We start from the raw sequence: 25998 nt of genomic DNA, 5'->3' as shown, positions 1-25998 counted from the left end.
TGAGAGAGCGAGGAGACAGCGTGACGAACGAGCCGACCGCCGAGCGGCCCACCGCGACGGCCACCCGGCGCGGCGCCCGCGGCCGGGGCCGCCGCCCCGCGGACGAGGTCCGCGCGGACGTGCTGCGCACCGTCGGGGAGCTGCTGATGGAGGAGGGCCTGGGCGGCCTGACCTTCGAGCGGGTGGCCCGGCTGTCCGGGGCCAGCAAGACCACCCTGCACAAGTGGTGGCCCTCCAGGGGGGCACTGGCGCTGGACGGCTACTTCCACGCCGTCGAACCGGCGCTGGACTTCCCCGACACCGGGGACGTGCGCGCCGACCTGCTCGCACAGATGCGCTCCTTCATCCGGATCATGACGCGCACCCCGGGGGGCCGCATCCTGACCCAGCTGGTCGGCGAGTCGCAGACCGACGCCGAGCTGTCCGCCGCCTACCGCAGGCTCTACTCCTCCCAGCGCCGCGCCCTGGCCGCCGATCGCCTGCGCCGGGCGCAGGAGGCGGGCCAGATCCGCGGGGACGTGGACGTGCGGGTGCTCATCGACCAGCTGTGGGGGGCGGTCTACCACCGGCTGCTCATCCCCGATGAGCCGGTCACCGAGGAGTTCGCGGCCGCCCTGGTCGGCAACCTGCTGGACGGCGTCGGCCCGCGGTGACGGACCCGGGGCGCGGTGACGGTCCCGGGGTGAGGGCCCCGGGGCACGGCCCGGACGGACCGGTCGGACATACTGGCCCCATGCCCGAACGCACACCCCGCCTGGAGATCGAGTACTGCACGCGCTGCCGCTGGCTGCCGCGCGCGATGTGGATGGCCCAGGAGCTGCTCACCACGTTCGAGGCCGAGCTGGGCGAGGTCGCCCTGGTCCCGGGGACCGGCGGGGTGTTCGAGGTGCGGGTCGACGGCGAGACCGTGTGGTCGCGCAGCAGCGACGCCGCCTTCACCGACGCCGCCGACATCAAGCGGCTGGTCCGCGACCGGATCGCGCCCGACCGGCGGCTGGGCCACTCCGAGCGCGGCGACTGACACGGCGCGGCGACGGACCGGGCCCGGCGACTGACACGGCGCCGCGGCATCCTCCCGAAACGGGCGCCCGGCGTCTACCGTGGGCCCATGAGCGATTCCGAGATCGACACCTCCGCCGCGCCCAGCGGCCCCGGCTGCCAGGAATGCCTGGAGGGCGGCGGCTGGTGGTTCCACCTGCGCCGCTGCGCGGCCTGCGGGCACGTGGGCTGCTGCGACAGCTCCCCGGCCCAGCACGCCACCCGGCATTTCGAGGAGACCGGGCACCCGTTCATCCAGAGCTACGAGCCGGGCGAGGTCTGGTTCTACGACTTCCGCAGCCGGGAGACCGGCAACGGCCCGGAGCTGGCGGCGCCCACCTCCCACCCCGCGGACCAGCCGACCCCGGGCCCGGCCGACCGGGTACCCGCCGACTGGATGCAGAAGCTCCACCGCTGAACCTCACCCGGTCCCGGGGCGGGCGCGGGCGCGCAGGCGCGAGGCCAGCAGGCGCACCGCGCCCGCGATGACCGCCACGTTGAAGACCATCTGGACGATGACCAGCCCGCGCGCCCACTGCCCCTGGGCGTGGATGTCGCCGTAGCCGACGGTGGCCAGGGTGGTGAGGGCGAAGTAGAGGGCGTCGGTGCGGGTCTCCAGCCCCGCGAACTCCCCGGGCAGGACCAGCGCCACGCCGTGGTCGGCGAGGGCGAAGAGCGCGATCCCGGAGGCGGCGAGGAGGATCGGCGGGCGCAGGGGCAGGGCGGCCGGGTCCTCGCGCGCCTGGAGGAGGGACGCCCGGAGCACCGACCGGCAGATGAGGGCGAGCCCGACGGCCAGGGCCGCCCAGCGCGCCCACACCTGCCAGGAGTCGCCCACGAGCTCGAAGGGGACGACGTAGTAGAGCACGCCAATCAGGGCGACCTCGCCCGCCAGGACCGCGCGGTCCCACCGGCGCGGGGCAGGGGTCCGTCCGCTCTCGATGACCATGACCCACAGTCATAACACGGACACGGCGTGCTTTCCCGGTGGTCAGCGCAGGGCCGCGCGGCGCTCCAGGATCTGGAGCACCCTCTCGTACCAGCGCAGGTTCTCCTCCTCCAGCGTGATGCCGCGGAGCAGGGTGAGGTAGGGGCCGATCCGCTCGGCACCGGCCAGGTGCTCCTCTTCGGTGCGCCCCTCCAGCAGGCGCTCGCGCAGGCGCAGGTAGTGGCCCAGGCGGGCGCTGGACCAGGCGGTGCGCTCGGTGACGGCGGTGCGCACCGCGTCGGTGTCCCCCGTGTCCACCGCCTGCACCTGGACCATGAGCTCGTCGCGGATGGCGATGTGCCGCGGCGGGCGGGCGGTGAAGGCGCGCAGCTCCTCGTGTCCGCGTTCGGTGAGGGTGAAGACGCGCTTGTCGGGCCTGCGCTCCTGGCGGACCACGGTCGCCTCGATGAGGTCCTCGCCCTCCATCCGCTCCAGCTCGCGGTAGATCTGCTGGGGGGTGGCCATCCAGAAGTTGCCGACCGAGGAGTCGAAGATCTTCGTCAGGTCGTAGCCGGAGGCCGGACCCTCCAGCAGGGCGGCCATGACGGCGTTGCGCAGTGCCATGGGGCCACTGTAGCGCCGAGCGCGGAATATTCGCCTTGTTGACCAATCACCTCGTTCAGCACCGTGGCCGTGTACAGGTCGGCCCGAGGGTGTTAGTGTCCCGTTTCATATTCAACTTGTTGACTAAGGAGTGTGCGCCGTGGGGACCTTCCGCGAAGCCGTCGAGGCCCGCGACACCGACGCCGTCGCCGGCCTGCTCGCCGACGACGTCGTCTTCACCAGCCCGGTCGCGTTCAAGCCGCACCACGGCAAGGCCGTCACCGCCGCCATCCTGCGCGCGGTGCTGCGGGTGTTCGAGGACTTCCGCTACGTCGGCGAGTACACCTCCGCCGACGGCCGCGAGCACGTGCTGCGGTTCCGGGCCTCGGTGTCGGGCAGGGAGGTGGAGGGCTGCGACCTGCTCCACTACGACGGGGACGGCCGGATCGACGCCTTCACCGTCATGGTCCGCCCGCTGTCGGGCCTCCAGGCCCTGGCCGACGCCATGAACGCGCAGTTCGACCGGATCTACGCGGAGGCCGCGGCCGCGGAGTGAGCGGAACGGCGTCGCGCCCGGCGGGGTGCGGCGCCTAATCTCGAAGGCGTGACGATCGCACTCGCAACGACCGATCCCGCGACCGCGGCCGGCCGGATCCGCACCGTCCTGGGCGAGGGTCCCGTCCTGGTCCTGACCGGGGCCGGCGTCTCCACCGACTCGGGCATCCCCGACTACCGCGGGCCCGGCTCCCCGCCCCGCACCCCCATGACCTACCAGCAGTTCGTGGGCGACGCGGCCTTTCGCCGCCACTACTGGGCGCGCAACCACGTCGGCTGGCGGCACGTGCACCGCACCCGGCCCAACGACGGCCACCGCGCGCTGGCCCGGCTGGAGGCCGCCGGGGTCGTCTCGGCGGTCATCACCCAGAACGTCGACACCCTGCACGAGGCGGCGGGCAGCCGCTCCGTGATCGACCTGCACGGCCGCTACGACCGGGTGGTGTGCCTGGAGTGCGCCGCCGTGGTCCCCCGCGACCGGTTGGCCGAGCGGCTGACCGCGCTCAACCCCGGGTTCACCGGCGGGGTGGACGACATCGAGATCGCCCCCGACGCCGACGCGGCGCTGTCGGCCACCGAGGACTTCCGGGTGGCCGACTGCGCCGACTGCGGCGGCATGCTCAAGCCCGACATCGTGTACTTCGGCGAGAACGTGCCGCCCGCGCGGGTGCGCCGCGGGTACCGGCTGGTGGAGGAGGCCGCGGCGCTGCTGGTCGTCGGCTCGTCGCTGACCGTCCTGTCGGGGCGGCGGTTCGTCAAGGCCGCCGCCGACCGCCACCTGCCGATCGCCATCGTCAACCGGGGCGCCACCCGCGGCGACGCGCTGGCCGACCTCACCGTGGACGCGGGCTGCTCGGAGGTGCTCACCGCCCTCGCCGATTCCTACACCGGCTGAGGGCGGGCGGGCCGGGGCCTCCCGGCCCGCCTCGTTCGGGCCCCGGGGAGTCAGGGGGGTCAGGGGAAGGCGGTGAGCCGGGCGATGTCGTTGCCCGGCCCGGCCGTGTCCCCGGTCCCGTTGATGATGTGCGCGATGGTCCCGGTGCCGCCCAGGGACACCGTGGTGAGGCAGTGGAAGCGGACGCCCCCGGTCTCGGGCACCAGGAACGCCCGGTCCGAGACCACCGACGGGTCGGCGCTGAAGAAGCAGTAGGAGCCCACGCCCCAGGCCTCGTGGGCGGTCACCCCGGCGGTGACCATGTAGGAGGCGAAGCCCCGCCGGTCGCCGTCCATCCACGCGGCCTGGTCCGGCGGGTCGTAGGGCATCTCGCTCTGGAAGAAGTACGTGCGCCCGTGGTTCCCGTTCCACACCGTCTGGTGCCACTGGTAGTGCTCGACGAACAGGCCGTAGACCGTGACGTGGTCGCCGCCCACCACCAGCCCCTCGGCGGCGGTGTTGAGGTCCCAGCCGATGCCGTCGCCGTGGTCGCCGCGCCACAGCCACAGGTGGTCGCCGATGACGTGGTGGCTGTTGATGACCAGGCTGCGCTGCGCCCGGCCCACGTGCGCCCCGCCGATGCGGAAGAACACGTCGTGCAGGGAGGTCGGGTCGGCGGAGTGGTCGGCCGAGGAGCCGTCCGGGCCGACCCGCATGAGTGCGAAGGTGTCGGTCTCCCCGGCGTCGATGAGCAGCCCGGCGATGCGGACGCCGTCGACATCGGCGACCTCCACGGCGATGATCCCGCCGTCGGGGACGAGGGTGGCCAGGCCCAGGCCGAGCACGATGGTGCCCGGGGCGGTGACCTCCAGGGTCGCGTCCAGCCGGTACACGCCGGGGGTGATGAGGAGGTGGCGCCCGGCGGCCAGGGCCGCGTTCATCTCGGCGGCGCCGTCGCCGGGCCGGATGACCGTGAACTCCTCCAGCGGGACCGAGGTGCCCTCGGGCGCCCCCGACTCCCAGGTGGTGCCGCGGGTGTCGGTGCGCAGGGCGGGGGCGAACACGTGGAAGGCGCCGTCCCCGTCGACGTACAGGAAGGGCTTCTCGCGGACGACGGGGCTCTCGTCCACGGCCACGTGCGGCGGGTCCGGGAAGGTGTTGCCGGGCGCGCCCTCGGTGCCGACGAACACCATGTTGTAGTTGGCGCCGTTCCAGCCGCCGGCCAGGTGGGAGTCGCGGGTCAGCCACTGCTGCTGGCTGCCCGACTCCACCCGGCCGTCGATGCGGCAGTCGGCCATGAACCCGCCGCTGGACCAGCCGCCGTCGTCCAGGACGAGGTCGCCGCGCAGGTGCATGCGGCGGTAGGGGGAGGCCTGGGAGACGGCCCAGCGGTCGAACCCGGCGCTGGGCTCGACGGCCAGGTTCTCGGCCGCGCGCCAGAAGTTGTGGGTGGCGTTGCCGTCGAACCAGTCGGCCTCCACGTGCACCTGGCCGTTGATGACGACGTCGCCGGGCAGCAGGCCGAGCCCGGCGATCTGCGTGTAGTAGCCGATGTTGGCGTCCACCTGGTAGGTGCCGGGCAGGAACAGCAGCGCGTCCCGGTCCGGCCCGAACTGGGCGGTCTCCTGGCGGGTGAACACCGTGTCCAGGTGGGCCTGGATCTCGGCGGCGGGCGTGGACGGGTCGAAGATCCGAACGTTGGGTCCCAGATCGGGCAGCTCGCGGACGGTCGGCTCCTGGGGTGCGGCGTCGGACGCGGGGTCGGCGCTCGCGGGGGCGCAGGCCCCCGAGAGCAGGGCTCCGGCGGAGAGCGCCGACGTGGTGGCGATGAAGCCCCGGCGCCCCAGGGCGGGGCGTCGGGCGGCGGGAGACTCCATGGTCGCCTCTCTGTCGGGGGGTCCTCGGGGGGCGAGGGGGCGGCCGGGCCGGAGGTGCGGTGTGACCCGGATCTCCCCCTCGCCGCCGGACGCTACCCACTGAACACTCGTTAAGCAAGAGCCCTTCGGGCGAAAAAGACGGCGGACGGTGTCCGGATGGACACCGTCCGCCATGCGGATCGCGGCGGGGACCTCAGTCGAGTCCGGCCAGGAAGTCCAGCAGGGCCGCGTTGACCTCCTTGGGCCGCTCCTGCTGGGTCCAGTGGCCGCAGCCCGGCAGGGTGACGTCCCCGCGCAGGTCCGGGACGATCGCCGAGAGCACCGACCGCAGCTCCGGCACCCCGCGCATGGCCAGGACCAGGTCCATCGTGCCCACCACGTACAGGCCGGGCACGTCGATGGTGCGGCCCTGGAACGGGGACATCAGCCCCTGGTTGGCCTCGATGTTGCGGTACCAGTTCAGCGGCCCGGTGTAGGCGTGCTCCCCGTGCAGGGCGTGTTCGCGGGCGAAGGCCTGGACGTCCTCCTCGGTGAGCCAGCCGGGCAGCGACTCCGGCTCGGGCAGGCTGTCCACCGCCGTCGTCCCCTCGGGGACCATCCACACCTGCGGCTCATCGATGTGGGGGTTGTCGCCGGAGGCGCCCACCAGGATCCGCCGCAGGAACCGGGCCGGGTCGGCGGCCATCTCCGCGTCGGCCCGGCCCGGCTCCTGGAAGTAGACCTGGTAGTAGCCCTCGCCGTAGATGTGCCGGGTCACCGAGGGCGGCGGCATCATCGCCGGGGGCGCCGGCGGCACGCTCAGGCCGACCACGCCTCGCACCAGGTCCGGGCGCAGGAGGGCGGTGGCCCAGGCGACCGGGGCGCCCCAGTCGTGGCCCACCAGGACGGCCTTCTCCTCCCCCAGCGCGGCGATGAGCGCGACCACGTCGCCCACCAGGTAAGGCAGCGCGTACGCCGACACGTCCTCGGGGCGGTCGCTGCGGCCGTACCCGCGCTGGTCGGGGGCGACGACCCGGTACCCGGCCCCGGCCAGCGCGGCGAACTGGTGCCGCCAGGAGTACCAGCTCTCGGGGAAACCGTGCAGGAGCAGCACCAGCGGGCCGCTTCCCTGTTCGGCGATGTGCAGGCGGACGCCGTTGACCTCGACGTCCCGGTGCTCCACGTTCATCGTCCGCTCCTCGGTCGGTTCGGGGGGTCACGGCCACGCTACCGACCGGTATGCGGGCGGGTCGACCGTCCCTGTGGACAAGGTGCGAACGTTTTCGGACGCATCGGCGAAAGACAGGAAAGAAGGGGGAAACCCCGGCGGCGGTAATCCCCTCCGCCCCGCGAGGGACTACTTCCCCGAGACTCCGATGACGGCGAAGGAGACCGATGAGGACCGACAGGGCCGATGCCCCGCCCACCGACCGGTTGGCGGACCTCTATGACAGCTACCACGCCAGGATCCTGGCGTTCTGTCTCCTGCGCGCCGACGAGACGGTGGCCGAGGAGGTGGCCAGCGAGACGTTCGTGGTCGCCTGGCGCAAGCTGTCCGCCATCCCGGACCCGCCGCTGCCCTGGCTGCTGGGGGTGGCCCGCAACCTGCTGCGCAAGCAGTACGGCGCCCGGATGCGCCGGGAGACCCTGCTGCGGCGGCTGGCCGAGCTGACCGACCGGCGCGACACCCAGGACTGGGACGTCGCCGAACGCTTCGTGCTGCGGGAGAGCGCCGTCCGGGCGCTGAGCGAACTGTCCGAGAGACACGTGGAGGCGCTGACCCTGGTCGCCTGGAACGGGCTGTCCCCAGCCGAGGCGGGCCGGGTGGTCGGCTGCTCGGCCGGGACCTTCTCGGTCCGCCTGCACCGCGCCCGCCGCGCCCTGGCCAAGGAGCTGGAGGCGCTGGAGGGCTCCGCGGCCCGCCGCGGGCACAAGGACCGCTCCCCCGATCCGCGCCCACCGGGACCCCGCACCCCAGGCCACCCGATCACCCGCACCGTGCACCAGGAGGCACGATGATCCAGGAAGACATCCTCGACACCCTGAGGGCACTGGAGCCCGCGGCCCTGCGCGAGCGCGCCGAGGAACTCAGCCGGGCCGACCGGGACCGGGTCCTGGAGCGGGCGCGGGCGGCGGGCGGGCGGCGGGCGTTCCTGCGCGCCGCCGCCGACCGCCGCTGGCGGCTGCCGGTGACGGTGGGCGCGCTGGCCACCGCGACCGCGGTCGCCGCCGCGCTGTTCGTGTACTCCCCCGGGCAGCGGATCGTCCCCGGTGAGGCGGGCGGCGCCGACGTGCAGCACAACGGGGTGGAGGCCCCCGCCTACGCCGACGCGCGGGAGCTGTTCGCGGCCGCCGCCGAGGCCGCCGCGGCCGAGGAGGTGGAGCCGACCGGCTTCTGGTACGTGCGCACCCGGGAGCACCGGCCCGCCGACGCGGTGGTGCACGTGGAGAGCGGATACGAGGTCTACCAGGACTTCACCGAGGAGCGCTGGGAAGAACTGGGCGGGGAGTTCCGGTCCCTGAACAACCTCAACCTGGACACCGAGACCACCTTCCCCGACGAGGCGGACCGGCGGGCCTGGGAGGAGGCGGGCTCGCCCGAGCTGAGCCACACCACCCCGGCGAGCACCGGGTACCGGGGGGAGAGCCTCCACATGCTCGGTGTGTACACCTCCGAGCTGCTGGAACTGCCCGGCGACGCCGCGGGGCTGGAGGAGCTGGTCCGCGAGAAGTGGCGGACCGGGGTGGACCAGGGCGGGAGCACCGAACCGGGCACGGAGGTGGACTACGACGCGTACCTGAGGGAGCTCTTCGCCGACACGGTCACCGGCCCGCTGCGCGGCGACACCCGGGGGGCGTTCTTCACCCTGGCCGCGGACCTGGAGGGGGTCCGGCTGGTCGGCCCCGAGGAGGACCCGCTCGGGCGGGCGGGCTACCGGGTGGAGGTCCCCTTCGCACTCGCCCCCGAGGACGAGGAGCTGACGGCCTACTGGATCATCGACCCCGAGACCGGAACGCTGCTGAGCGAGCACCGCGGCGGGGGCCGGGTCTGGGTGGCCTACGAGGAGGCCGGGTTCGTCGAGGAGATCGGCGAGCCGGCGGTGCCCGTCGACTACGTCGACCTGTACGGGGAGTGAGGGATGCCCCGCCCCCGCGGCCGCGGTCCGTCCCCGCTTCCCCAGGGGGCGGACCCCGGCCGCCGATCACCGCGGGCGGACCGGTACGGGGCACCGCGGGCGCGGTGTGAAGGCCACCGGCAGGCGGTCCGGGCCGCCCGCCCACGGGGAGGGTCTGCGATCCGGTGCGGGCGGGACCGCCCGCAGGTCCGGCAGGTCCTCCAGGGCCGTCTCCACCGCGGCGGCGGCGATGGCCGCCGCGACCCGGGGGGCGGGGTGCGGGCAGCGCCGTTCCCCGTGGCCGAAGAAGATCCCGGGCCGCTCCCGCGCGGCCCGCGGGGCGTCGGTGCCCGCGGCCGCCAGCCCCAGCACGAGCAGGTCGCCGCGGCGGATCCGGCGGCCGCCCAGGTCGCAGTCCTGCACCGCCCAGCGGCCGACGGCGTTGCGGGCGGGGGTGTCCCGCCACAGCACCTCCCGGAGGAACTCCGGGACGGTGGTGCGCCCCGCGGCCAGCGCCGCCGCCGGGCCGTCGCCGGCCAGGGCCAGGCGCAGGGTGGTGGCGATCCAGTCGGCGGTGGCGGCCTGGCCGTAGACCAGCATCAGCAGCAGGTCCAGGGCGGGTTCGGCCGGGTGCGCCCGCGGCCGGGCGGCGGCGAGCCGGGAGGGCGGGTCGGCGCGCGGCAGGCGCCGGCGGTCCACGACCAGTTCCGTGAGGCGGCCGTGCAGGCGGCGGCGGGCCGGGACGGCCCCGGGCCCGGTGCCCGCCGCGGCGAACAGGTCGGCCGGCGGGGGCGGGTCGTCCTCCAGGCCGCACAGGCGGGCGAACACCCGGGCCGGGACGTGCCGGGCGTAGTCGGTGACCAGGTCGGCGCCGCCCGCCGCGGCGAAGGCCCCGATCCGCTCCCGGGACACCCGCAGCGCCAGGTCGCGCAGGTCGGTCCCGTCGACGGCGGCCAGGGCGTCGCCGATCGCGTCGGCCCGGGCGCCGCCGTCCTCGCCGAACAGCACCGGCGGTGACCACAGCACGTGTTCCAGCACCGGGTGGCCGGGGCCGACCCGGTCCCAGAGGTTCCAGCGGCGGTGGTCCCGGGAGAACCACTCGGGCCGCCCCATCACCTGCCGCAGCTCGCGCACCCCGGAGACGAACCAGGCGGGGACGTCCCCCTCCAGCAGGACCGGGGCGACCGGGCCGAGCGCGCGCAGCCGGGCGTACAGGCCCGGGACGTCCCGGCGGGCACCGGATCCGTACATGCGGGGCGCGTCGGCGTGGTCGGGCGAGGGCGGCGGCGGGCCGCTGCTCGCCGGGACCGCGGCCGGGGCCGGGGCCGGGGCGCCGAGCGCCTCCCGCCACCAGAGCGGGTCGGCCGCGTTCACGAGGCGATCCCCGCGCCCGCACTCGCACCCGCGCCCGCGGTGACCGGTCCGGCAGCGGCGACCAGGGGCCGCGGGACCAGGACGCCGACGCCGAGTCCGCCCTGCCGGGAGACCCCGAAATCCACCCCGAACCGGTGGCGGGCGGCGATGAGGCCGACCACCGCCAGCCCGGTGCGGCCCCCGTCCAGGGTCTCCAGCCCGCCCGGGGTGCGGACGCGGGCCCGGGCGGCCTCGCGTTCGCGGCGGCCCATCCCCGGTCCGGCGTCCTCCACGTACAGCAGGACCCCCTCCGCGTCCTCCTCCACCCGGACGAGCACCTCGGCGTCGGGTCCGGAGAAGGCGGCGGCGTTGTCGAACAGCTCGGTCAGGACGCGGGCCAGCGGTTCGGCGGCCGGGCCGAGCACCTCCACGCCCTCGGCGCCGCGGGCGCGCACCCGCCGGTGGGCGCCGATCCGGCGGGTGGCCCGGCGCAGCACCTCGGGCAGGGCGACGGTGCCGGTGTCGCGGCGGCCCAGGCCGCCGCCGGCGAGGGTGACCAGGGTGTCGGCGGTCCGGACGGTGCGGGCCAGGACCCGGCCCGCCTCCACCAGGTCCTCGCGGACCTCGGGGCGGTCGCCGTGGGTCTCCCGCAGGGTGCTCAGGTGCTCGGCCGCGGTCTCCAGCCCGGCGCGCAGGCGGGCGCCGCAGGCGGCGGTGGCGGCCAGGACGGTGTCGGTGCGGCGGGCGGCGGTCAGCAGTTCGCCGCGGACGTGGTCGGTCAGGCGGGTCAGGGCGTCGTCGATGGGCCGGTGCCCGGTGGGGGTGGGCGGCGGGTCGGCGGCCCGGGCCGCGGCGCACCGGTCGGCGCGGATGCGGGCGGTGAGCAGCGGCAGCCAGGTGCGGTGCAGATCGGTGATCCGCCGTTCGCAGCGGCCGATGAGGGCCCGGGCGTGCTCGGCCCGGCGGGCGGACAGGTCGAGTTCGCCGCCGACGGCGCGCAGCAGCCGGTCCAGGGCGGCGTGCCGGACCGGGGGGTGTGCGGCCAGGATCTCTCCGGCGGTGCGTCCGGCGCGCACGCCCTCGGCCAGGGTGGGCAGGAGGTGGTCGGCCAGCAGGGCGGCCTCGTGTTCGAGGGTGTCGCCCGCGGCCTGGGCGCGGATGCGCCCGTCCCGGACCACCCGGACGGCGGCGGCGCGGTGGGCGGCCACGGCGACGGCCGCGCACAGGGCTGCGCCGAGCACTCCGACGACCGCGGCGACCAGGGGGCGGTCGCGGTCGCCGACCACCGCCACCGACCACGACCAGGCGGGGACGACGAGGACGGCGGTGGCCAGGAGGGCGATGAGGGCCTGGTGGGCGGGGTGGGGGGAGGTGCGGATCCGGTCGCGGGAGTCGGTCGACATGGGGTCCTCGGGTCGAACGGCACGGGGGTCCCGCCGCGCGTTCGGCTGGCCACGGCGCTCGCCGGGGAACGCGCGGTCGGACGATTTTCACGGTAGACCACATTCGACCGCAGTGCGGCCCTTCCGGAAAAAGGAGTCCCCGCCTTTTCGGCGGGGATACTCCCAGCTCATCCCGGGTTGGCCGAGACGAATTCGCTTTTTATCCGGACAATGCATTCTTTGGTGCGCGCGTTTGTCCGGTGATTCTCCGTGCCCCTCAGGGGAGGAATAGGACGAGCGCCGCGATGACCGCGACCGCCAGCGCCGTGTTGCCGATCGCCGAGGCCCGGCGGGTGGACACCGCCCGGTCCTGTCCGCTCGGGGGCAGCCCCGGCAGGCGCAGGACGACGAAGGCGACCGCCGCGGCGCTCAGGGCGGTCAGCAGGTACCAGAGGGCGACCGGGACGACCGTCCAGGTGACGACGACCAGGCACAGCGGGACGAGGAAGCCCAGTGAGGCCGTGCGGGAGGCCGCGTCCCACCGGTCGACGAGGCGGTTGCGCTCGGTTCCCGGGAGGGCGGACAGCAGGAGGGACACGGCGGCGAACGCCCACCACAGGCACAGGGCGGCGCTGATGATGACGGGGATCAGGTCGGGGTTCATCACCACTCCTTTCCGGTGAGCAGCTCGACGGCCCGCTCCTCGACGGCGGCGGTGGTGTTGGAGAGCACGACGACGGCCCGGTCGGCCTCCCGGTCCAGGGCCAGCATGGTGGTGAACCCGCCGGTGCCGCCGTTGTGCCAGGTCACCTCGGTGCCGTCGACGTCGGTGGTCATCCAGGCGTAGCCGATGCGGTCCTCGCCGTCGGGCCACCGCGGCTCCAGGGCGGCCGTGCCGGGGGCGGTGCCGTCGAGCAGGGCGCGGGCGAAGCGCTCCATGTCGGCCGGGGTGGAGCGGACCCCGCCGGCGGGCGCGTAGGCCATGGCCAGCCAGGGCGCGGCGGTGCGGCCGCGCTCGGTGTGCCCGAGGGTGGCGCCGGCGGGCAGGTCCGCCGCGGTACGGGGCAGGTAGGTGTCGTCCATGCCGAGCGGGTCCAGGAGGCGTTCGCGCAGCAGGTCCGGGTAGTCGGTCCCGGTCGCCTCGGCCAGGGCCAGGCCCAGTACGGCGAAGCCCAGGTTGGAGTAGTGGGACTCGCCGCGGTCGGTGAGGTCTGCGGCGCGGGCCTGCTCCAGGAGGGTGTCCTCGTCGTAGCGGTAGGGGTCGCGGCCGAGGTAGTTGACGGCGACGGTGGAGCTCACGACGTCCTGCGGGCGGGTGGACAGGCGGGGCAGGCCGGAGCGGTGCGAGGCCAGTTCGGCCAGGGTGACGTCGGCGGCCGGGGCGTCGCCGAGGTCGAGCAGGTCGCCGAGCGGTGTCTCCTCGGTGACCTCGCCGCGCTCGATCGCGTCGGCCAGCAGCAGGGAGGTCATGGTCTTGGCGATGGAGCCGATCTCGAAGTCGGTGTCCGCGTCGGCGCCGAAGTGGGCGAAGGCGGTGTCGTCGCCGTCGACCTCGACGACGCCGAGCAGGTCGCGGGGCCCGTCGGCGTACAGGTCGCGGGCGCGGTCGAGCAGCTCCGGATCGCCGGTCTCGGCGGTGGACAGCGTCGGGACGCGCGGGGCGACCGCGATGCCCAGGGCGATGACCAGGAGGGCGGCCAGGCAGGCCGCCGCGATGGTCCGGGTGCGCATGGGTCTCCTCCTTCGTGTCTGGGGGCTTCGTGCCGGGGGCTTCGTCGTCAGGGCGTCCCTCCCGCGGCGGCGAGGATCGCCAGGAGCGGGATGAGGCGTTCGGGCGGGACCGCGTAGTGGCCGCGGCGGACGGCGACCAGCCATCCGGCGGCGACCAGCAGGTTGACGTGGTGGTAGATCTGGCCGGTCGTGCCGAAGTCGGAGCGTTCGGCCAGGGCGGCGACGGTGCCGGTGCCCTGCCAGACCGCCTGGAGCAGCTGGAGGCGGACCGGGTGCCCCAGGGCGTCCAGGACGGCGGCGCGGCGGGACCAGTCCTCCGCGGCCAGCCGCTCGGCGGGCAGCCCGCTCTGCCATTCGACGGCCCCCCCGCCGGTGTCCACGACCCCGGCGAAGACCACGCCTCCGGTGCCGGTGACGTGCTGTTTCAGGGCGTTGAGGGCGAAGAACGGGTCGCCGTCGGCGGCGGTGTCCTGCGCGCGCCCGGCCGTGCCGCGCGTCTCCAGCGCGGCGATCCTGGCCTCCAGGTCGGCCAGGCGCTGTTCGGTCGTCTTCTTCTCTGCCACCCCGCCAGCGTATCAAAAGATCCGTAATTACGTAATTCCGGATAAAGGCCCGGATCACCCGGTCTTTGCCGGATGCGGGAGAACCCCTGGCATGCCGCTGACCGCGACCGGCACATCATGTAGGGGCGGAGCGCGGACCTGCGCTTTCCGCCACGTCCGAGGGGCCGGCGCACGGACCCGTGCGATCCCGGTCGGTGAGGAGACGAGATGCGCGCAGAGTCACCCAACGGATGGCAGTTCTTCGCCGCGACCCTGCTGATCGTCATAGGGTCGGTCAACGTCATCCAGGGGCTGGTCGCCCTGTTCACGCCGGACTACTACATGGTCGGCGGCACGGAGATGCTCGTCATGGGCTACGGCGCCTGGGGCGTCCTGCTCGGCCTGTGGGGCGTGGTCCTGATGGCCGCGGGTCTGTCCCTGCTGTCCGGCAGCACCTGGGCCCGGGTGTTCGCCATCGTGCTCGCCAGCCTCAACGCGCTGGCCCAGTTGGCGTTCGTCGTGGCCATGCCGGTCTGGTCGATGGTCGCCATCGCCATCGACATCCTGGTGATCTACGGACTGACCGCCGGGTGGCCGAGCCGGTCCGCGCAGGAGGACACCATGATGGCCCCCTCCGAGCGCGCGGCCTACAAGAGCGGACACCGGGCCGCGCACGAGGCCCCGCGGCCGACCCGCTCCCCGGAGCAGACCACGGAGCACGGGCAGCCCACCGGCTGACGGAACGCACCCGGAACACACGAGAGAAGGGGGCGCGCCCGTGCGGGCGCGCCCCCTTCCCCGTCCGTCAGGCCGCGGCGGCGCGCACCGCCGACGCCAGCCGGTCGCGCAGCACGGCGAACCCCGGTTCGGCCCGGGGGTCCGGGCTGTGCGGCAGGTCGGAGGGCTCGTCCAGGACGATCCGCCCGGGTCGGGCGCTGAGCACCACCAGGCGGGTGCCCAGCCGGACCGCCTCGTCGACGTCGTGGGTGATGGACACGATGGTCTTGCCGGTGGCCGACCACAGGGCCCGCACCTCGTCCTGGAGCCGCTCCCGGGTGAGCGCGTCCAGGGCCCCGAAGGGCTCGTCCATGAGCAGGACCCCCGGGTCCGGGGCCAGGGCGCGGGCGATCGCCACGCGCTGGCGCATCCCGCCGGACAGCTCGTAGGTGCGCATCCGCCCGGCGTCGGCCAGCCCCACCTGGGCCAGCCGCTCCGCGGCGACCTCCCGGCGGCGCTCCCGCGGCACCCCGGCGGTGCGCAGCCCGAACTCGACGTTGGCCCGCACGGTCAGCCACGGGAACAGGTTCGGCTGCTGGAAGACCATGCCCCGGTCCGGGCCCGGGCCCCGCACCGGCGCGCCGCCGACCGCGATGTCCCCGCGGGTGGGCCGCAGGAACCCGGCGATCAGCCGCAGCAGGGTGCTCTTGCCCGAGCCCGAGGGGCCCACCACCACGAGGTGCTCCCCGGCGGCCAGGGTCAGGTCGATCCCGTCCAGGGCGGGCACCGGGCCGGAGCCGCCCCGGTACTCGTGCCCGACCCCGGCCAGCACGAGGGCGTCGTCAGTCGAGGGCACCGGCGATCCCCTCCGTCGCCAGGGCCTCCTCGAAGGCCGAGAGTTCGGGCGCGGTGTCGATCTCCCCCTGGGCGGCCAGGAACTCCGCGGTCAGGTGCAGGTACTCGGCCAGGCGGCCGGGGGCGTCGGCGGTGCCCAGGTAGTCGGCGGAGGCCTGCTCCTCGGCGGACAGGAACACGAGCTGGTCGATCTGCTCGGCCGCCTCCTCCTCGGTCAGCCCCAGCTCGGCGGCGATGGCCGCGGCCGCGGCGGGGGTGTCCTCGCGCAGCAGCGCCACCGCCCGGTCCTGCTGCCCGACCCAGGCGGCCAGGGCGTCGGGGTAGGTGTCGGCGAAGGCCGTGGAGACCACCGCCAGGTCGGCGGTGACCTTGCCGCGTTCGGCCAGCTCGCCGCTGGTGACGACCGCGTGCCCGCCGGACGCGTACAGCTCGCCCAGCACCGGATACCAGACGAAGGCGGCGTCGACGTCGCCGCGCTGCCAGGCGGCCTGGATGTCCTGGGGCTCCAGGTCCAGCAGCTCCACGTCGTCGACGCTCAGCCCGGCCTCGTCCAGGGCGGCGATGAGGTGGTAGTGGGTGGTGCTGGCGAAGGGCACCGCGACGGTGCGCCCCTCCAGGTCGGCGACCTCGTCGATGCCCTCGACCGCGACCAGCGCCTCGTTCTCGCCGATGACGTTGTGGATCCAGGGCACCTGGTAATCGATGTCCAGGGGCGCGGACAGGCCGCGGGTGACCGGGGCGCTGCCCGCCAGGGCGATGTCGAGCTCCCCGGCGAGGAAGGCGGTGTTGACGTCGCCGCCGGAGTCGAAGCGGCTCCACACGATCTCGGTGTCGGGCAGCGCCTCCTCCAGCCACCCCTGGTTCTTGACGACGAGGTCGCCGTTGGGGATGGACTGGTAGCCGATGCGCAGCTGCGCCGGGACGCCGTCGGCCGGGTCGGGGCCGGGGTCGTCGCCGCCGCAGGCCGTGGCGGTCAGGGAGAGGGCGAGCGCGGCGAGGGCGGCGGCGGTCTTGAGGGGACGGTTCACGGTTCTTCTCCAGGGGGATGTCAGGTGCGCCCGCGCCAGGGGGCGACGGTGCGGTCGAGCGCCATCAGCAGCCGGTCGATGAGCAGGCCGGACAGGCCGATCACGATGAGGCCGAGGATGACGACGTCGGTGTGGTTGAAGCGCTGGGCCTCGCGGATCATGCCGCCGATGCCGGGGACCCCGTTGACGGTCTCGGCCGCCACCACGGAGGTGTAGGCGACGCCGACGGCGATGCGCACGCCCGTGGTGATCTCGGGCAGGGAGTGCGGCAGGACCACCCACAGGGCCTGCTGCCAGGGCCGGGCGCCCAGGGAGCGGGCGGCGTTGAGGTGGTCGGGGTCCACGCCGCGCACGGCGTCGGCGGTGGCCACGGCGACCGGGGGCAGGGAGGCGATGACCAGCAGCCAGATCTTGGGTTCCTCGCCGATGCCGAACCAGATCACCAGCAGGCTGAGGTAGGCGAGCGGGGGCAGGGTGCGCACGAACGTGACGAGGGGGCCGAGCATGGCGCGCACGGCCGGGACGAGTCCGATGAGCAGGCCCAGCAGGACGCCGCCCAGGGTGCCCCAGGCGCTGCCGACGAGGATGCGGCGCAGGCTGGTGAGCAGGTGTTCGCCCAGGCTGTGGCCGCTGTAGCCGTCGGTGCTCGTGGCGACCGCCTGTGCCCAGACGGCGCCCGGGGAGGGCAGGACCACGGGCGGCCAGATCTGGGCGCGGGCCACCGCCCACCACAGCAGGAGGAGGCCGCCCACGGACAGGGCGCGCAGGCCCAGGGCGCGCCACCGGGGCGGGCGGTCGCGGTCGCGCCGGGAGGCGGACGGCGCGGCGGGGGCGGGCGGGGCCTCGGTGAGAGCGCTCACGGGGCGGCCTCCGCGGAGGTGGCGGCCGGGTCGGCGGCGAGGCCGGTCGGGTCGGCGGGGGCGTCGGCGGAGGGGCGGGCCGGTTCGGCGGCCAGGCGGGGCAGCACGTACTCGCCCACGCGGTAGGCCTCCTCCAGGTGCGGCCACCCGGAGAGGATGAACTCGTCCACGCCCGCGGCGCGGTACTCGCGGATGCGCTCGGCCACCTGGTCGTGGTCGCCCACCAGCGCGGTCCCGGCGCCCTCGCGGACCAGGCCCACGCCCGCCCACAGGTTCGGGGAGACCTCCAGGGCGCGCACGTCGCCGGTGAGGCCGCCGGTGCGCAGGGAGTTCATCCGGGCCTGCCCGGTGGAGTCCATCCGGGCGTAGTACTTCTCCATCGCCGCGACCCGGTCCGGGCCCATGCCCTCCAGCAGGCGGGCCGCCTCGCGCCAGGCCTCGTCCTCGGTGTCGCGGGTGATGACGTGCAGGCGGATGCCGAAGCGCGGGGAGCGCCCCTGCTCGGCGGCCAGGCCGCGGACCCGGGCGACGCGCTCGGCGATCATGCCGGGGGTCTCGCCCCACATGAGGTAGGAGTCGGCGCGGCGGGCGGCGACCCGCTCCGCGGCCGGGGAGGCGCCGCCGAAGTAGATGTCCGGGGCGGGCTCCAGGGGGCGGTCGCCCCACCCCTCCACCCGGTAGTGGTCGCCGCGGTGGTCGAAGCTCCCCCCGGCGAAGGAGCGGCGCAGCACGGCGAGGAACTCGTCGGTGCGGGCGTAGCGCTCGTCGTGGCCCAGGGTGTCGCCGTAGGCGCGCTGCTCGACCGGGTCGCCGCCGGTGACGATGTTGAGCAGCAGGCGGTTCCGCGAGACGTCCTGGAAGGCGCGGGCCTGCTGGGCGGCGAGGGTGGGCAGCACGAACCCAGGGCGGAAGGCGACCAGGAAGCGCAGGGTGTCGGTGTGCTGGGCCAGGGCCGCGCAGGTGATCCAGGGGTCGGGGCAGCCGGCCCCGGTGGGGGTGAGCGCGGCGTCGAACCCGGCGGCCTCGGCGGCGCGGGCGACCTGGGACAGGTAGGTGAGGGTGGCCGGGCGGTGGGCCGCGGTCACCCCGTGCGCGCTCAGGCGGATGGTGGAGTTGCGGACCGCGGCGCCGTCGCCGGTGGTGGGCAGGAACCAGTGGAAGCGCATGCCGGAGGAAGGCCTTTCGCGGAGGGGCCGTCGAACAATCCTGACTATACAGATAGGAAATATCTGTTACCAGGTCGCGGGCGTGTGCGCGGGAACACGGAGCGGGGCCGCCGCCCGGTCGCGGGCGGCGGCCCCGGGTCGGGGCTCTCGGATCAGGGTGCGGGTGCCGCGGTGCGGGTGTCGGGGGTCAGGCGTCGTAGAGGCCGTCCAGCTCCACCGCGTACTTGTCGCGGATGACGCGCCGCCGGAGCTTGAGGGAGGGGGTGAGCTCACCGGTGTCCGGGCCCCACTCCCCCGCGAGCACGCGGTGGCGCTTGACCTGTTCGGCCCGGCTCAGCCGGGCGTTGGCCGCGGCGACCGCGCGCTCCAGCTCCGCGTTCACCTCCGGGTGCGCGACCAGGGCGTCCCAGTCCCCGCCGGTGTCGATGCCCCGGGCCGCCGCCCACACCGGGGCGACCTCGCGGTCGGGCACCACCAGGGCCACGAGGTAGGGCCGGCCGTCGCCGTGGGCGTAGACCTGGCCGACCAGCGGGTGCTCCTTGAGGGTGTTCTCCACCAGGGCGGGCGAGACGTTCTTGCCCCCGCTGGTCACGATGATCTCCTTCTTGCGGTCGGTGATCCACAGGTGGCCGTCCCCGTCCAGGCGGCCGATGTCGCCGGTGGCGAACCAGCCCTCGGCGTCCGCGGCCGAGCGCACCGCGCCGTCGGCGTCCACGTACCCGTCGAACACGGTCTCGCCGCGCAGCAGGACCTCGCCGTCGTCGGCGACCCGGACCTCCACCGTGGCGAGCGGGCGCCCCACCGAGCCCGGCCGGAACCCGGCCGTCGGCGTGTTGACGGTGGCCACGCCCAGGGATTCGGTCAGGCCCCAGGCGTCCATGACCGGCACGCCCAGGCCCGCCCAGAAGCGGACGACCTCCTGGGGCATCGGGGCGGAGGCGCTGGAGGCCCACACCACGCGGTCCAGGCCGACCTTCTCCAGGATCGGGGTCAGCGCGAGGTCGCGCACCGCGGCGAACCGTCCGGCGAGCTCGGGCGGGACCGGCCCGCCGCGTTCCAGGTGGGCGGTGTGCTCGGTGGCCACCGCCATGGCGGCCTCGATCCCCGCGCGCTGCTCCTCGGGCAGGCCCGCGATGCCCGCCCGCAGCGCCGAGGCCAGCTTCTCCCACACCCGGGGCACCCCGAAGAACTGGGGCGGGCGCACGTGCCGCAGCACCTCGACCAGGCGGGCCGGGTCGTCGCACATCCACACGTGGGAGGCGCGCAGCAGCGGCAGGTACAGCCCCAGGTCGCGTTCGGCGATGTGGGCCAGCGGCAGGTAGCAGACGTGGGCGGCGTGCTCGGGCAGGTCGATGAGGGAGTCCAGGGCGGCCAGGTTGGCGAGCATCCGCCGGTGGGTGACCGCCACGCCCTTGGGGTCGCCGGTGGTCCCGGAGGTGTAGACGACGGTGAGCAGGTCGTCGGGCTTGAGGTCGTGGCGGCGCTCGAACGCGTCGCCCGCCGGGGTGGCGGCCAGGTCGGCGTAGTCCAGGTGGCCGCGGCCGGGGTCGGCGCCCGAGACCACGACCAGGGACTCCAGCGCCGTGGCCGGGTCTGCGGCCAGGGGCTCCCAGGCGGCCGCGACGGCGGCGTCCTCCACGACGGCGACGCGGGCCCCGCTGTGCCGGGCGATGTAGGCGACCTGTTCGGGGGCGGCGGTGCCGTAGACGGTGGTGGGGACCGCGCCGATGTGCACCAGGGCCAGGTCGGAGAGCCAGTGCTCGGGCCGGTTGCCCATCATCAGCAGGGCGCGGTCGCCCGGGGCCACGCCGAGCGAGGCGTAGCCCTGGGCGAGGCGGGCGACGGCCGCGTTCACCTCGGCCCAGGTGAGGGTGGCCCAGCCGTCGCCGGAGCGCCAGGACAGGGCGGGCAGGTCGGGGTGGACGGCGGCGTTGTGTTCGAGGAGATGCGCGAGGGTGTGGTCCGGAGAGACGGCTGGGGGCACGGAGGGCTCCTGACGGTCGTCCTACGCTCATGTGATCTGGAACACACGCGAGCGTAACACCGGGCCCCCTCCCCGGACAGGCCCCGCGCGGCGCTCAGCCCCTGCGGGGACGCGGGTGCAGGTGCGAGGTGACCGCCAGCCGGTTGTAGAGGTTGATCATCGAGATCGCGACCTCCAGGGCCGCCAGCCGCTTGTCGTCGAAGTGCTCGGCCGCCTCCGCGTAGACCTCGTCCGAGACGCCGTGGTCGCCCAGGCGGGTCATCTCGTCGGTGAGGGCCAGCGCCGCGCGCTCGGCCGGGGTGAAGATCTCCCCCGCCTCGTACCAGGCCGACACCAGGAAGAGGCGCTGCTGCGACTCGCCCTCCTTGAGCGCCCGGCGGGTGTGCAGGTCCACGCAGAACGAGCAGCCGTTGAGGACCGAGGAACGCAGCTTCACCAATTCGAGCAGGGTGATGTCGAGGTGCTCGGCGACCAGGCCGTCGACCTCGTCGAGTTTGGAATAGATCTCCGGCACCTGCTTGGACCACACGATGCGGTTCTGGGACACGGGACTCCCCCTTGCTGGAAGCGGGCCGGTGCGACCCGCACTACCGGCAACGTACGCGATGGCGCGGCTCTTCCCGGGGGCGGGGGCACCCTTGCGGTACGGCGGCGGGCACGGCGGGCCGGCCGCGGGCGGTGGCCGGTACCGGTCGGCGCGGACCGGCGCGGAACCCTTTTCAGGGAAATGGCCACCATGATAGAAAAGTCTTTTATGCTCGCATTCTTTTGGCTTTATCGAGAAAAGGATGCTACGTTTTCCGGGATTCATTGGACACCACCCCGGGAGCCCCCGCCGTGACCACGGACCCCCCGACCGCGACCGAGCCGACCGACTCCCCCGCACCGTTGGGACGGACCGCACGGCGGCTGGGGGGCAAGGCGTTCCCCCTGTACTGCTCCATGCTCGCCGGAACGGCCGGGAGCATGGTCACGGTCGGGGTGATCGGCAACGTCGCCACCGCCGACCTGGCCGCCTACGCGCTGCTCATCACCGTGTTCAACCCGCTGCTCATGGTGGTGCAGGGGGCGCTGCGCGGGTCGATGCCGTTCATCGCCGAGAACGAGGACGACCCGGCCGCGCTGGTGCCGGTGGTGCGCGACTCCACCTGGCTGGCCCTGCTCATGGGCGGGGCGGGCGGGGTCCTGCTGGGCCTGGCCCCGCTGTGGGCACGGGCGATCGGGGTGGCCGGGCCGACCCTGGCGGCGCTGGGCGTGCTGCCCGCGGTACTGGCCGGGCTGGCCGTGGTGACCTCCGCGCTCAAGACCTCGGTGACGGTGCTGCTCATCGGGCTGGGCCGGAACCGGTCCGTGATGCTGCTGAGCCTGGCCAACACCGGTGTGGCGGTGACCCTCACCCCGCTGCTCGTGCTGGGCGCGGGTCCGGTCCCCGGGCTGGGGCTGACCGGGGCGGCGCTGGCGCTGTTCGCGGACGGCTGCGTCATGGCGGCGCTGTTCCTGTACGTCTCGCGCCGCCGGACGGTGCTGCGCGGGCACCGTGTGGGACTGGGCGCGCCCGCGTGGGCGGGGATCGTGAGGATCGCCCGGGTGGGGCTGCCCACCGGGGCCACGCTGCTCATCAAGTTCGGGGCGCTGAGCCTGCTGGGGCTGGTGGTCGCCCGGATCGGCACGGAGCAGGCGGCCGCCCACCAGGTGCTGGTGGTCCTGGCCAACCTGCTGTTCCTGCCGGCGATCGCGGTCGGCCAGTCGAGCATCCCGTTCACGGCCCGGGCCGCCAGGCAGGGGTCGGTGGCGGGGGTGCGCCGTCCCGTCGCCGCCGGGTACCTGGTGGCGGTGCCGGCGGTGGCGGCGGGCCTGGTCCTGGTGTGGGCGCTGGCCGGGCCGGTCGTCGGGCTGTTCACCCCCGACCCGGCGGTGCGGGGGGCGGCGGTCGCGCTGCTGCCGGTGCTGGCGGCGGTGGTGGTCGCCGACGCCGTGCAGTCACTGCCGGGGATGGGGCTGCTGGGGCTCAAGCAGGCGCGGTACTCGATGTACACGTTCGCGGTCTGCTACGGGCTGCTGTGCCTGGCGGCGGTGCCCGCCGCCGCCCTGGGCGGGCTCGCCGGGGTCTGGACCGCCTACGCGGTGGCCAACGCGGGGCTCATCGTCGGCCAGGCGTCGGCCTTCCGGCGGCGGTCCGCCCTCCTGTGAGGGAGGCGGTTCGCGGAGACGGGTCGAGGAGGCGGGTCGAGGAGGTGGCTCTCCGTCAGGGGAGCCAGGCCGCCAGGGCGGTCCCCGCCTCGGCGGCGGTGGGGGTGTCGGCGTCCCAGGCCGTGTAGGAGTCCGGGCGCACCAGCAGGGCGGTGACCCCGTCCGGCAGGCCGCCCTGGACCCGGACGGCCCGGACCCGGTCGCCCCGGGAGGCCGCGGCCGCGGCGGCCGTCCCCTCCGGGGAGGCGTCCAGCAGCAGGAAGCGGATGCCGTCGGCGAGTTCGTACAGGCGGGTGGGCGCGCCGTCCACGGTGAGCTCCAGGTCCGGCGTCCGCTCGCCGGTGCGGGCGGAGGCGACCGGCAGGTCCCCGGCCTCGTAGCGGTACCCCAGGCCGGACATGAGCAGGCGGACCCGGCGGGCGATCCGCTCCCGGCCCATCAGCGCCGGGGCCAGGTGCGAGCGCACCGCCCGCACCGGGGCGGGGGCCACCGCCATCCGCAGGATGACGTCGCTCAGCCGCAGGGTGGTGCGGCCCACCGGGTGGCGTTCGGCCTCGTAGGTGTCCAGCAGCCAGGACGGGGCCCGGCCCCGGTCCACCGCGGCGAGCTTCCAGGACAGGTTGGCGGCGTCCTGGATGCCGGTGCTCATGCCCATGGCGCCCATCGGGGAGTGGACGTGCGCGGCGTCCCCGGCGAGCAGGACCCGGCCCACCCGGTAGTGGCGGGCCTGGCGGCGCTCGCTGAGGAACCGGGTGGACCAGCGCATCTCGGCGAGTTCGAGCGCTCCGCCGGAGAGGCGGCGCAGGGAGTCGGCGAGTTCGTCGAAGGTGACCGGCTCCTCGATCGGGACGCCCTGGCGGGTGCGGTCCCAGACGGTGGCGCGGAACCAGCCGTCGCCGTAGGGCGGCAGCAGGGCGACGCCGTCGTCGCCGATGAAGGGGTTGACCGCCGCGGGCAGCTCCCCCTCGGGCCGGACGTCGGCGAGGATGATGCGGGTGTCGTAGGAGTGGCCGCTGAAGGGGACCCCGATCAGGCGGCGGACGGCGCTGTGCGCCCCGTCGGTGCCCACCACGCGGTCGGCCCGCTCGGTGTGCTCGCCGTCGGCGGTGCGGACGGTGAGGGTCACGCCAGTGTCGTCCTGGTCGAGGCCCACCACCTCGGCGCCGTGGACGACCGGCACCCCCAGGTCGTCGACGCGCTTGCGCAGCCGGGTCTCGGTGGCGGCCTGCTGGAGCATGAGGACGTAGGAGAAGCGGCTCTCGGGGTGGCGCATGTCCAGGGTGAGCCCGCGGCCGCGGCCGAAGGAGACGCGCACCTCCGGGACCGGGAAGCCCTGGGCGACGAGGTCGTCGGCCAGGCCCCGGGCGTCGAGCTGCTCCAGGGTGCGGGCGTGCAGGGCGAAGGCGCGGGTGAGGTTGGACTCCTCGGCGCGCTTCTCCAGGACTCGGACGTCGACCCCGGCCTCGGCGAGGTCTCCGGCGAGCATGAGTCCGGTGGGACCGGCACCGACGATGATGACGCTCATGGTGTGACTCCTGTCGTGTCACGGGATGTTCCGGTACTCTTAGTTCCGGAACTCTTAGTACTGATACTAGGAGTACCGGAACTGGTGTCAACCCCTGGAAGGAAGAAATCCATGAGCGGTGGCGGGGGCGGTCGGGGCGGGCGTCGGCCCGACCCGGCGGTGGACGCGGCGATCCGCAGGGCCACGCTGGAGCTGCTGATCGAGCGCGGCTTCGAGCTGACCTTCGACGAGGTGGCCGAGCGGGCGGGGGTGGGGCGCACGAGCGTGTTCCGGCGCTACCCCACCAAGGAGGCGCTGCTGACGGTGGTGAGCGAGCAGGTCACCATCGACCGGATGGAGGCGCCCGACACCGGAACGCTGGACGGCGACCTGGCCGCCGCGGCGGTGATGATCTTCGGGGTGTTCTCGCGGCCGGAGATCCAGGCGCTGGCCCGGCAGTCGCTGGTGGCCGCCTACCGGCGGCAGGAGGGGGCGTTCGTGCTGCACGCGCTGCTGGCCCGCCGGCTGGAGCTGGTCACCCGGGTCCTGGAGCAGGCCGCGGACCGCGGGGAGATCGCCGACGCGGGGCGGGCGCCGCTGGTGGCGGACCTGGTGACCGGGATGATCATGGCCCGGCTGGCCACCGACGGGGAGCTGCCCCGGGAGGAGGAGGCCGCGGCGGTGGCCCGCGCGCTCTCCGCCGCCGCCCGCTCCTGACCGCCGCGGGTCGGGGGCCGCAGCCCTTCGGGGCCGAGGCGCGGCGGCGGCCCGGCCGCTCCCCCGACGCGGGGCGCCACGGCCCCGGCCCGTCTCAGGGCGGGCGGGTTCAGGGCAGGTCGGGGTCGCGGGCGTCGTGGGCGAGCAGCGCCAGCGGCACCCGCCCGGCCAGGCCGAGCTTGGTGAGCGCGCTGGAGATGTGCGCCTTCACGGTGCCCAGCGACATGTGCAGGGCCCGGGCGATCTCGGCGTTGGAGAGCCCGGCGGCGACCGCCTCGGCCACCTCGCGTTCGCGGTCGGTGAGCAGGGCCAGCCGCTCCCGGGCGGCGCGGCCGCGCTGCGCCGATCCGTCCCGTCCGCCGTCGCCCGCGGCGACCGCTTCGCCGCCGGTGGCGGCACCGCGTTCAACGGCGGCGGCGTCGCGGCCGACCGCACCGCCCCGGCCGTCGGCGGCGTGCTCGGCGGCGGCCGCCGCGTCGCGGGCGCCGTGGTCGGCGGTGGCGGCGGCCCGGTCCATCAGGGCGCGGGCCACGGCGGGCGAGAGCACGGGCTCTCCGGCGGCGGCGCGGTGCACCGCCTCCACGATCCTCTCCGGTTCGGTGTGCTTGAGCAGGTATCCGGCGGCCCCGGCGCGCAGCGCCCGGGCGACGGTGTCGTCGGCGTCGAAGGTGGTCAGCACGATGACCTGGGGGTCGTCGGCGCCGCCGGTGCGCAGTGCCTCGGTGGCGGCGATCCCGTCCAGGCCGGGCATGCGCACGTCCATGAGCACCACGTGGGGCCGGTGCTCCGCCACCGCGGCGGCCACCCGGTCGCCGTCGGCGGCCTCGCCGACCACGGTCAGGCCGGGTGCCCCGGAGAGCATGATCCGCAGTCCGGTCAGCACCAACGGGTCGTCGTCGACGAGGAGAACGCGCACGGGTGTGTCCACGCCCCCACTATCCCACCCGAGGCACTCCGGGAGCGGTGGCCTCTTCACCCCTCGGCCGGGACGCGGGCAGC

Annotated in this window: 27 protein-coding genes; 10 read left to right on the top strand and 17 right to left on the bottom strand. The window is 74.9% G+C overall.

The window, feature by feature from the left end; all coding sequences use genetic code 11:
* Positions 1-20: 20 nt before the first annotated feature.
* The 3 genes from ACJOT3_RS02700 to ACJOT3_RS02690 all read left to right on the top strand — a co-directional run bounded on the left by ACJOT3_RS02700 (position 21) and on the right by ACJOT3_RS02690 (position 1456).
* On the top strand, positions 21-653 hold the full coding sequence (locus ACJOT3_RS02700) for a TetR-like C-terminal domain-containing protein (RefSeq protein ID WP_406968352.1): 633 nt from the start codon (positions 21-23) through the stop codon (positions 651-653).
* An 80-nt stretch (positions 654-733) separates the two neighbouring features.
* Positions 734-1021 carry an Rdx family protein gene (locus ACJOT3_RS02695; RefSeq protein ID WP_406968350.1) on the top strand — a complete coding sequence of 96 codons (288 nt, stop codon included), beginning with the start codon at positions 734-736 and terminating at the stop codon, positions 1019-1021.
* Between the two features lie 87 nt (positions 1022-1108).
* Positions 1109-1456, top strand: a complete 348-nt coding sequence (locus ACJOT3_RS02690; protein WP_406968348.1) for a UBP-type zinc finger domain-containing protein — start codon at positions 1109-1111, stop codon at positions 1454-1456.
* Between the two features lie 3 nt (positions 1457-1459).
* Here ACJOT3_RS02690 and ACJOT3_RS02685 read toward each other — a convergent pair whose 3' ends face one another.
* Positions 1460-1987: a potassium channel family protein gene (locus tag ACJOT3_RS02685; protein ID WP_406968346.1), complete on the bottom strand. Its 528-nt coding sequence runs from the start codon at positions 1985-1987 to the stop codon at positions 1460-1462.
* A gap of 42 nt (positions 1988-2029) precedes the next feature.
* Positions 2030-2590 (bottom strand): PadR family transcriptional regulator, encoded by a 561-nt coding sequence (locus ACJOT3_RS02680; RefSeq protein WP_406968344.1) that lies wholly within the window; start codon positions 2588-2590, stop codon positions 2030-2032.
* A gap of 139 nt (positions 2591-2729) precedes the next feature.
* Between ACJOT3_RS02680 and ACJOT3_RS02675 the strand changes: the two genes are divergently transcribed.
* Both ACJOT3_RS02675 and ACJOT3_RS02670 read left to right on the top strand, forming a co-directional pair.
* Positions 2730-3125, top strand: a complete 396-nt coding sequence (locus ACJOT3_RS02675; protein ID WP_406968342.1) for a nuclear transport factor 2 family protein — start codon at positions 2730-2732, stop codon at positions 3123-3125.
* 48 nt (positions 3126-3173) lie between these two features.
* Positions 3174-4019, top strand: a complete 846-nt coding sequence (locus tag ACJOT3_RS02670) for an NAD-dependent protein deacetylase (protein WP_406968340.1) — start codon at positions 3174-3176, stop codon at positions 4017-4019.
* A gap of 59 nt (positions 4020-4078) precedes the next feature.
* On the opposite strand, the gene ACJOT3_RS02665 is transcribed toward ACJOT3_RS02670, so the two are convergent.
* Both ACJOT3_RS02665 and ACJOT3_RS02660 read right to left on the bottom strand, forming a co-directional pair.
* Positions 4079-5875, bottom strand: coding sequence for a pectate lyase-like domain-containing protein (locus ACJOT3_RS02665; RefSeq protein ID WP_406968338.1), 1797 nt, complete (start codon positions 5873-5875; stop codon positions 4079-4081).
* Positions 5876-6068: 193 nt separating this feature from the next.
* A complete protein-coding gene (locus tag ACJOT3_RS02660) occupies positions 6069-7043 on the bottom strand; it encodes an alpha/beta fold hydrolase (RefSeq protein ID WP_406968336.1) in 975 nt (324 codons plus the stop codon).
* A gap of 206 nt (positions 7044-7249) precedes the next feature.
* On the opposite strand from ACJOT3_RS02660, the gene ACJOT3_RS02655 reads away from it, so the two are divergent.
* Together ACJOT3_RS02655 and ACJOT3_RS02650 are read left to right on the top strand one after the other, a co-directional pair.
* Entirely contained in the window at positions 7250-7873 is a 624-nt protein-coding gene (locus ACJOT3_RS02655) for an RNA polymerase sigma factor (protein ID WP_406968334.1), read from the top strand.
* Positions 7870-8991: a hypothetical protein gene (locus tag ACJOT3_RS02650; protein WP_406968332.1), complete on the top strand. Its 1122-nt coding sequence runs from the start codon at positions 7870-7872 to the stop codon at positions 8989-8991. The genes ACJOT3_RS02655 and ACJOT3_RS02650 overlap by 4 nt, the downstream gene beginning before the upstream one ends.
* Positions 8992-9057: 66 nt before the next feature.
* On the opposite strand, the gene ACJOT3_RS02645 is transcribed toward ACJOT3_RS02650, so the two are convergent.
* From ACJOT3_RS02645 to ACJOT3_RS02625, 5 genes are all read right to left on the bottom strand, one after another.
* A complete protein-coding gene (locus tag ACJOT3_RS02645) occupies positions 9058-10344 on the bottom strand; it encodes a cytochrome P450 family protein (RefSeq protein ID WP_406968330.1) in 1287 nt (428 codons plus the stop codon).
* On the bottom strand, positions 10341-11726 hold the full coding sequence (locus tag ACJOT3_RS02640) for an ATP-binding protein (protein ID WP_406968328.1): 1386 nt from the start codon (positions 11724-11726) through the stop codon (positions 10341-10343). Before ACJOT3_RS02640 ends, ACJOT3_RS02645 begins: the two co-directional genes overlap by 4 nt.
* A 256-nt stretch (positions 11727-11982) precedes the next feature.
* Positions 11983-12369, bottom strand: a complete 387-nt coding sequence (locus ACJOT3_RS02635) for a hypothetical protein (protein ID WP_406968326.1) — start codon at positions 12367-12369, stop codon at positions 11983-11985.
* Positions 12369-13436 carry a serine hydrolase domain-containing protein gene (locus tag ACJOT3_RS02630; RefSeq protein WP_406968324.1) on the bottom strand — a complete coding sequence of 356 codons (1068 nt, stop codon included), beginning with the start codon at positions 13434-13436 and terminating at the stop codon, positions 12369-12371. Before ACJOT3_RS02630 ends, ACJOT3_RS02635 begins: the two co-directional genes overlap by 1 nt.
* A gap of 47 nt (positions 13437-13483) precedes the next feature.
* A complete protein-coding gene (locus tag ACJOT3_RS02625; RefSeq protein ID WP_406968322.1) occupies positions 13484-13999 on the bottom strand; it encodes an ArsR/SmtB family transcription factor in 516 nt (171 codons plus the stop codon).
* Positions 14000-14206: 207 nt separating this feature from the next.
* Between ACJOT3_RS02625 and ACJOT3_RS02620 the strand changes: the two genes are divergently transcribed.
* Complete coding sequence (locus ACJOT3_RS02620; RefSeq protein ID WP_406968320.1) at positions 14207-14716, top strand: DUF7144 family membrane protein; 510 nt, start codon at positions 14207-14209, stop codon at positions 14714-14716.
* Between the two features lie 67 nt (positions 14717-14783).
* Here the strand turns inward: ACJOT3_RS02620 and ACJOT3_RS02615 are convergent, their stop codons facing one another.
* The 6 genes from ACJOT3_RS02615 to ACJOT3_RS02590 all read right to left on the bottom strand — a co-directional run bounded on the left by ACJOT3_RS02615 (position 14784) and on the right by ACJOT3_RS02590 (position 21135).
* Positions 14784-15551, bottom strand: coding sequence for an ABC transporter ATP-binding protein (locus ACJOT3_RS02615; RefSeq protein WP_406968318.1), 768 nt, complete (start codon positions 15549-15551; stop codon positions 14784-14786).
* Positions 15538-16578 (bottom strand): taurine ABC transporter substrate-binding protein, encoded by a 1041-nt coding sequence (locus ACJOT3_RS02610; protein WP_406968316.1) that lies wholly within the window; start codon positions 16576-16578, stop codon positions 15538-15540. The genes ACJOT3_RS02615 and ACJOT3_RS02610 overlap by 14 nt, the downstream gene beginning before the upstream one ends.
* A gap of 20 nt (positions 16579-16598) precedes the next feature.
* Positions 16599-17438, bottom strand: coding sequence for an ABC transporter permease (locus tag ACJOT3_RS02605; protein ID WP_406968314.1), 840 nt, complete (start codon positions 17436-17438; stop codon positions 16599-16601).
* Positions 17435-18604 (bottom strand): LLM class flavin-dependent oxidoreductase, encoded by a 1170-nt coding sequence (locus ACJOT3_RS02600; RefSeq protein WP_406968312.1) that lies wholly within the window; start codon positions 18602-18604, stop codon positions 17435-17437. Before ACJOT3_RS02600 ends, ACJOT3_RS02605 begins: the two co-directional genes overlap by 4 nt.
* Positions 18605-18791: 187 nt before the next feature.
* Positions 18792-20588: an AMP-dependent synthetase/ligase gene (locus ACJOT3_RS02595; RefSeq protein WP_406968310.1), complete on the bottom strand. Its 1797-nt coding sequence runs from the start codon at positions 20586-20588 to the stop codon at positions 18792-18794.
* 94 nt (positions 20589-20682) lie between these two features.
* On the bottom strand, positions 20683-21135 hold the full coding sequence (locus ACJOT3_RS02590) for a carboxymuconolactone decarboxylase family protein (protein WP_306366728.1): 453 nt from the start codon (positions 21133-21135) through the stop codon (positions 20683-20685).
* A gap of 290 nt (positions 21136-21425) precedes the next feature.
* On the opposite strand from ACJOT3_RS02590, the gene ACJOT3_RS02585 reads away from it, so the two are divergent.
* Positions 21426-22778: an MATE family efflux transporter gene (locus ACJOT3_RS02585; protein ID WP_406968308.1), complete on the top strand. Its 1353-nt coding sequence runs from the start codon at positions 21426-21428 to the stop codon at positions 22776-22778.
* Between the two features lie 55 nt (positions 22779-22833).
* Here ACJOT3_RS02585 and ACJOT3_RS02580 read toward each other — a convergent pair whose 3' ends face one another.
* Positions 22834-24303 (bottom strand): FAD-dependent monooxygenase, encoded by a 1470-nt coding sequence (locus ACJOT3_RS02580; RefSeq protein ID WP_406968306.1) that lies wholly within the window; start codon positions 24301-24303, stop codon positions 22834-22836.
* 111 nt (positions 24304-24414) lie between these two features.
* Here ACJOT3_RS02580 and ACJOT3_RS02575 point away from each other — a divergent pair, with 111 nt between their 5' ends.
* Positions 24415-24999, top strand: coding sequence for a TetR/AcrR family transcriptional regulator (locus ACJOT3_RS02575; protein ID WP_406968304.1), 585 nt, complete (start codon positions 24415-24417; stop codon positions 24997-24999).
* Positions 25000-25108: 109 nt separating this feature from the next.
* On the opposite strand, the gene ACJOT3_RS02570 is transcribed toward ACJOT3_RS02575, so the two are convergent.
* On the bottom strand, positions 25109-25927 hold the full coding sequence (locus tag ACJOT3_RS02570; RefSeq protein WP_406968302.1) for a response regulator: 819 nt from the start codon (positions 25925-25927) through the stop codon (positions 25109-25111).
* Between the last annotated feature and the right edge of the window lie 71 nt (positions 25928-25998).

Origin of the sequence: Nocardiopsis protaetiae (genome assembly GCF_045446735.1) — a bacterium.
Classification (GTDB): domain Bacteria; phylum Actinomycetota; class Actinomycetes; order Streptosporangiales; family Streptosporangiaceae; genus Nocardiopsis; species Nocardiopsis protaetiae.
This window is presented reverse-complemented; position numbering and strand designations above follow the sequence as displayed.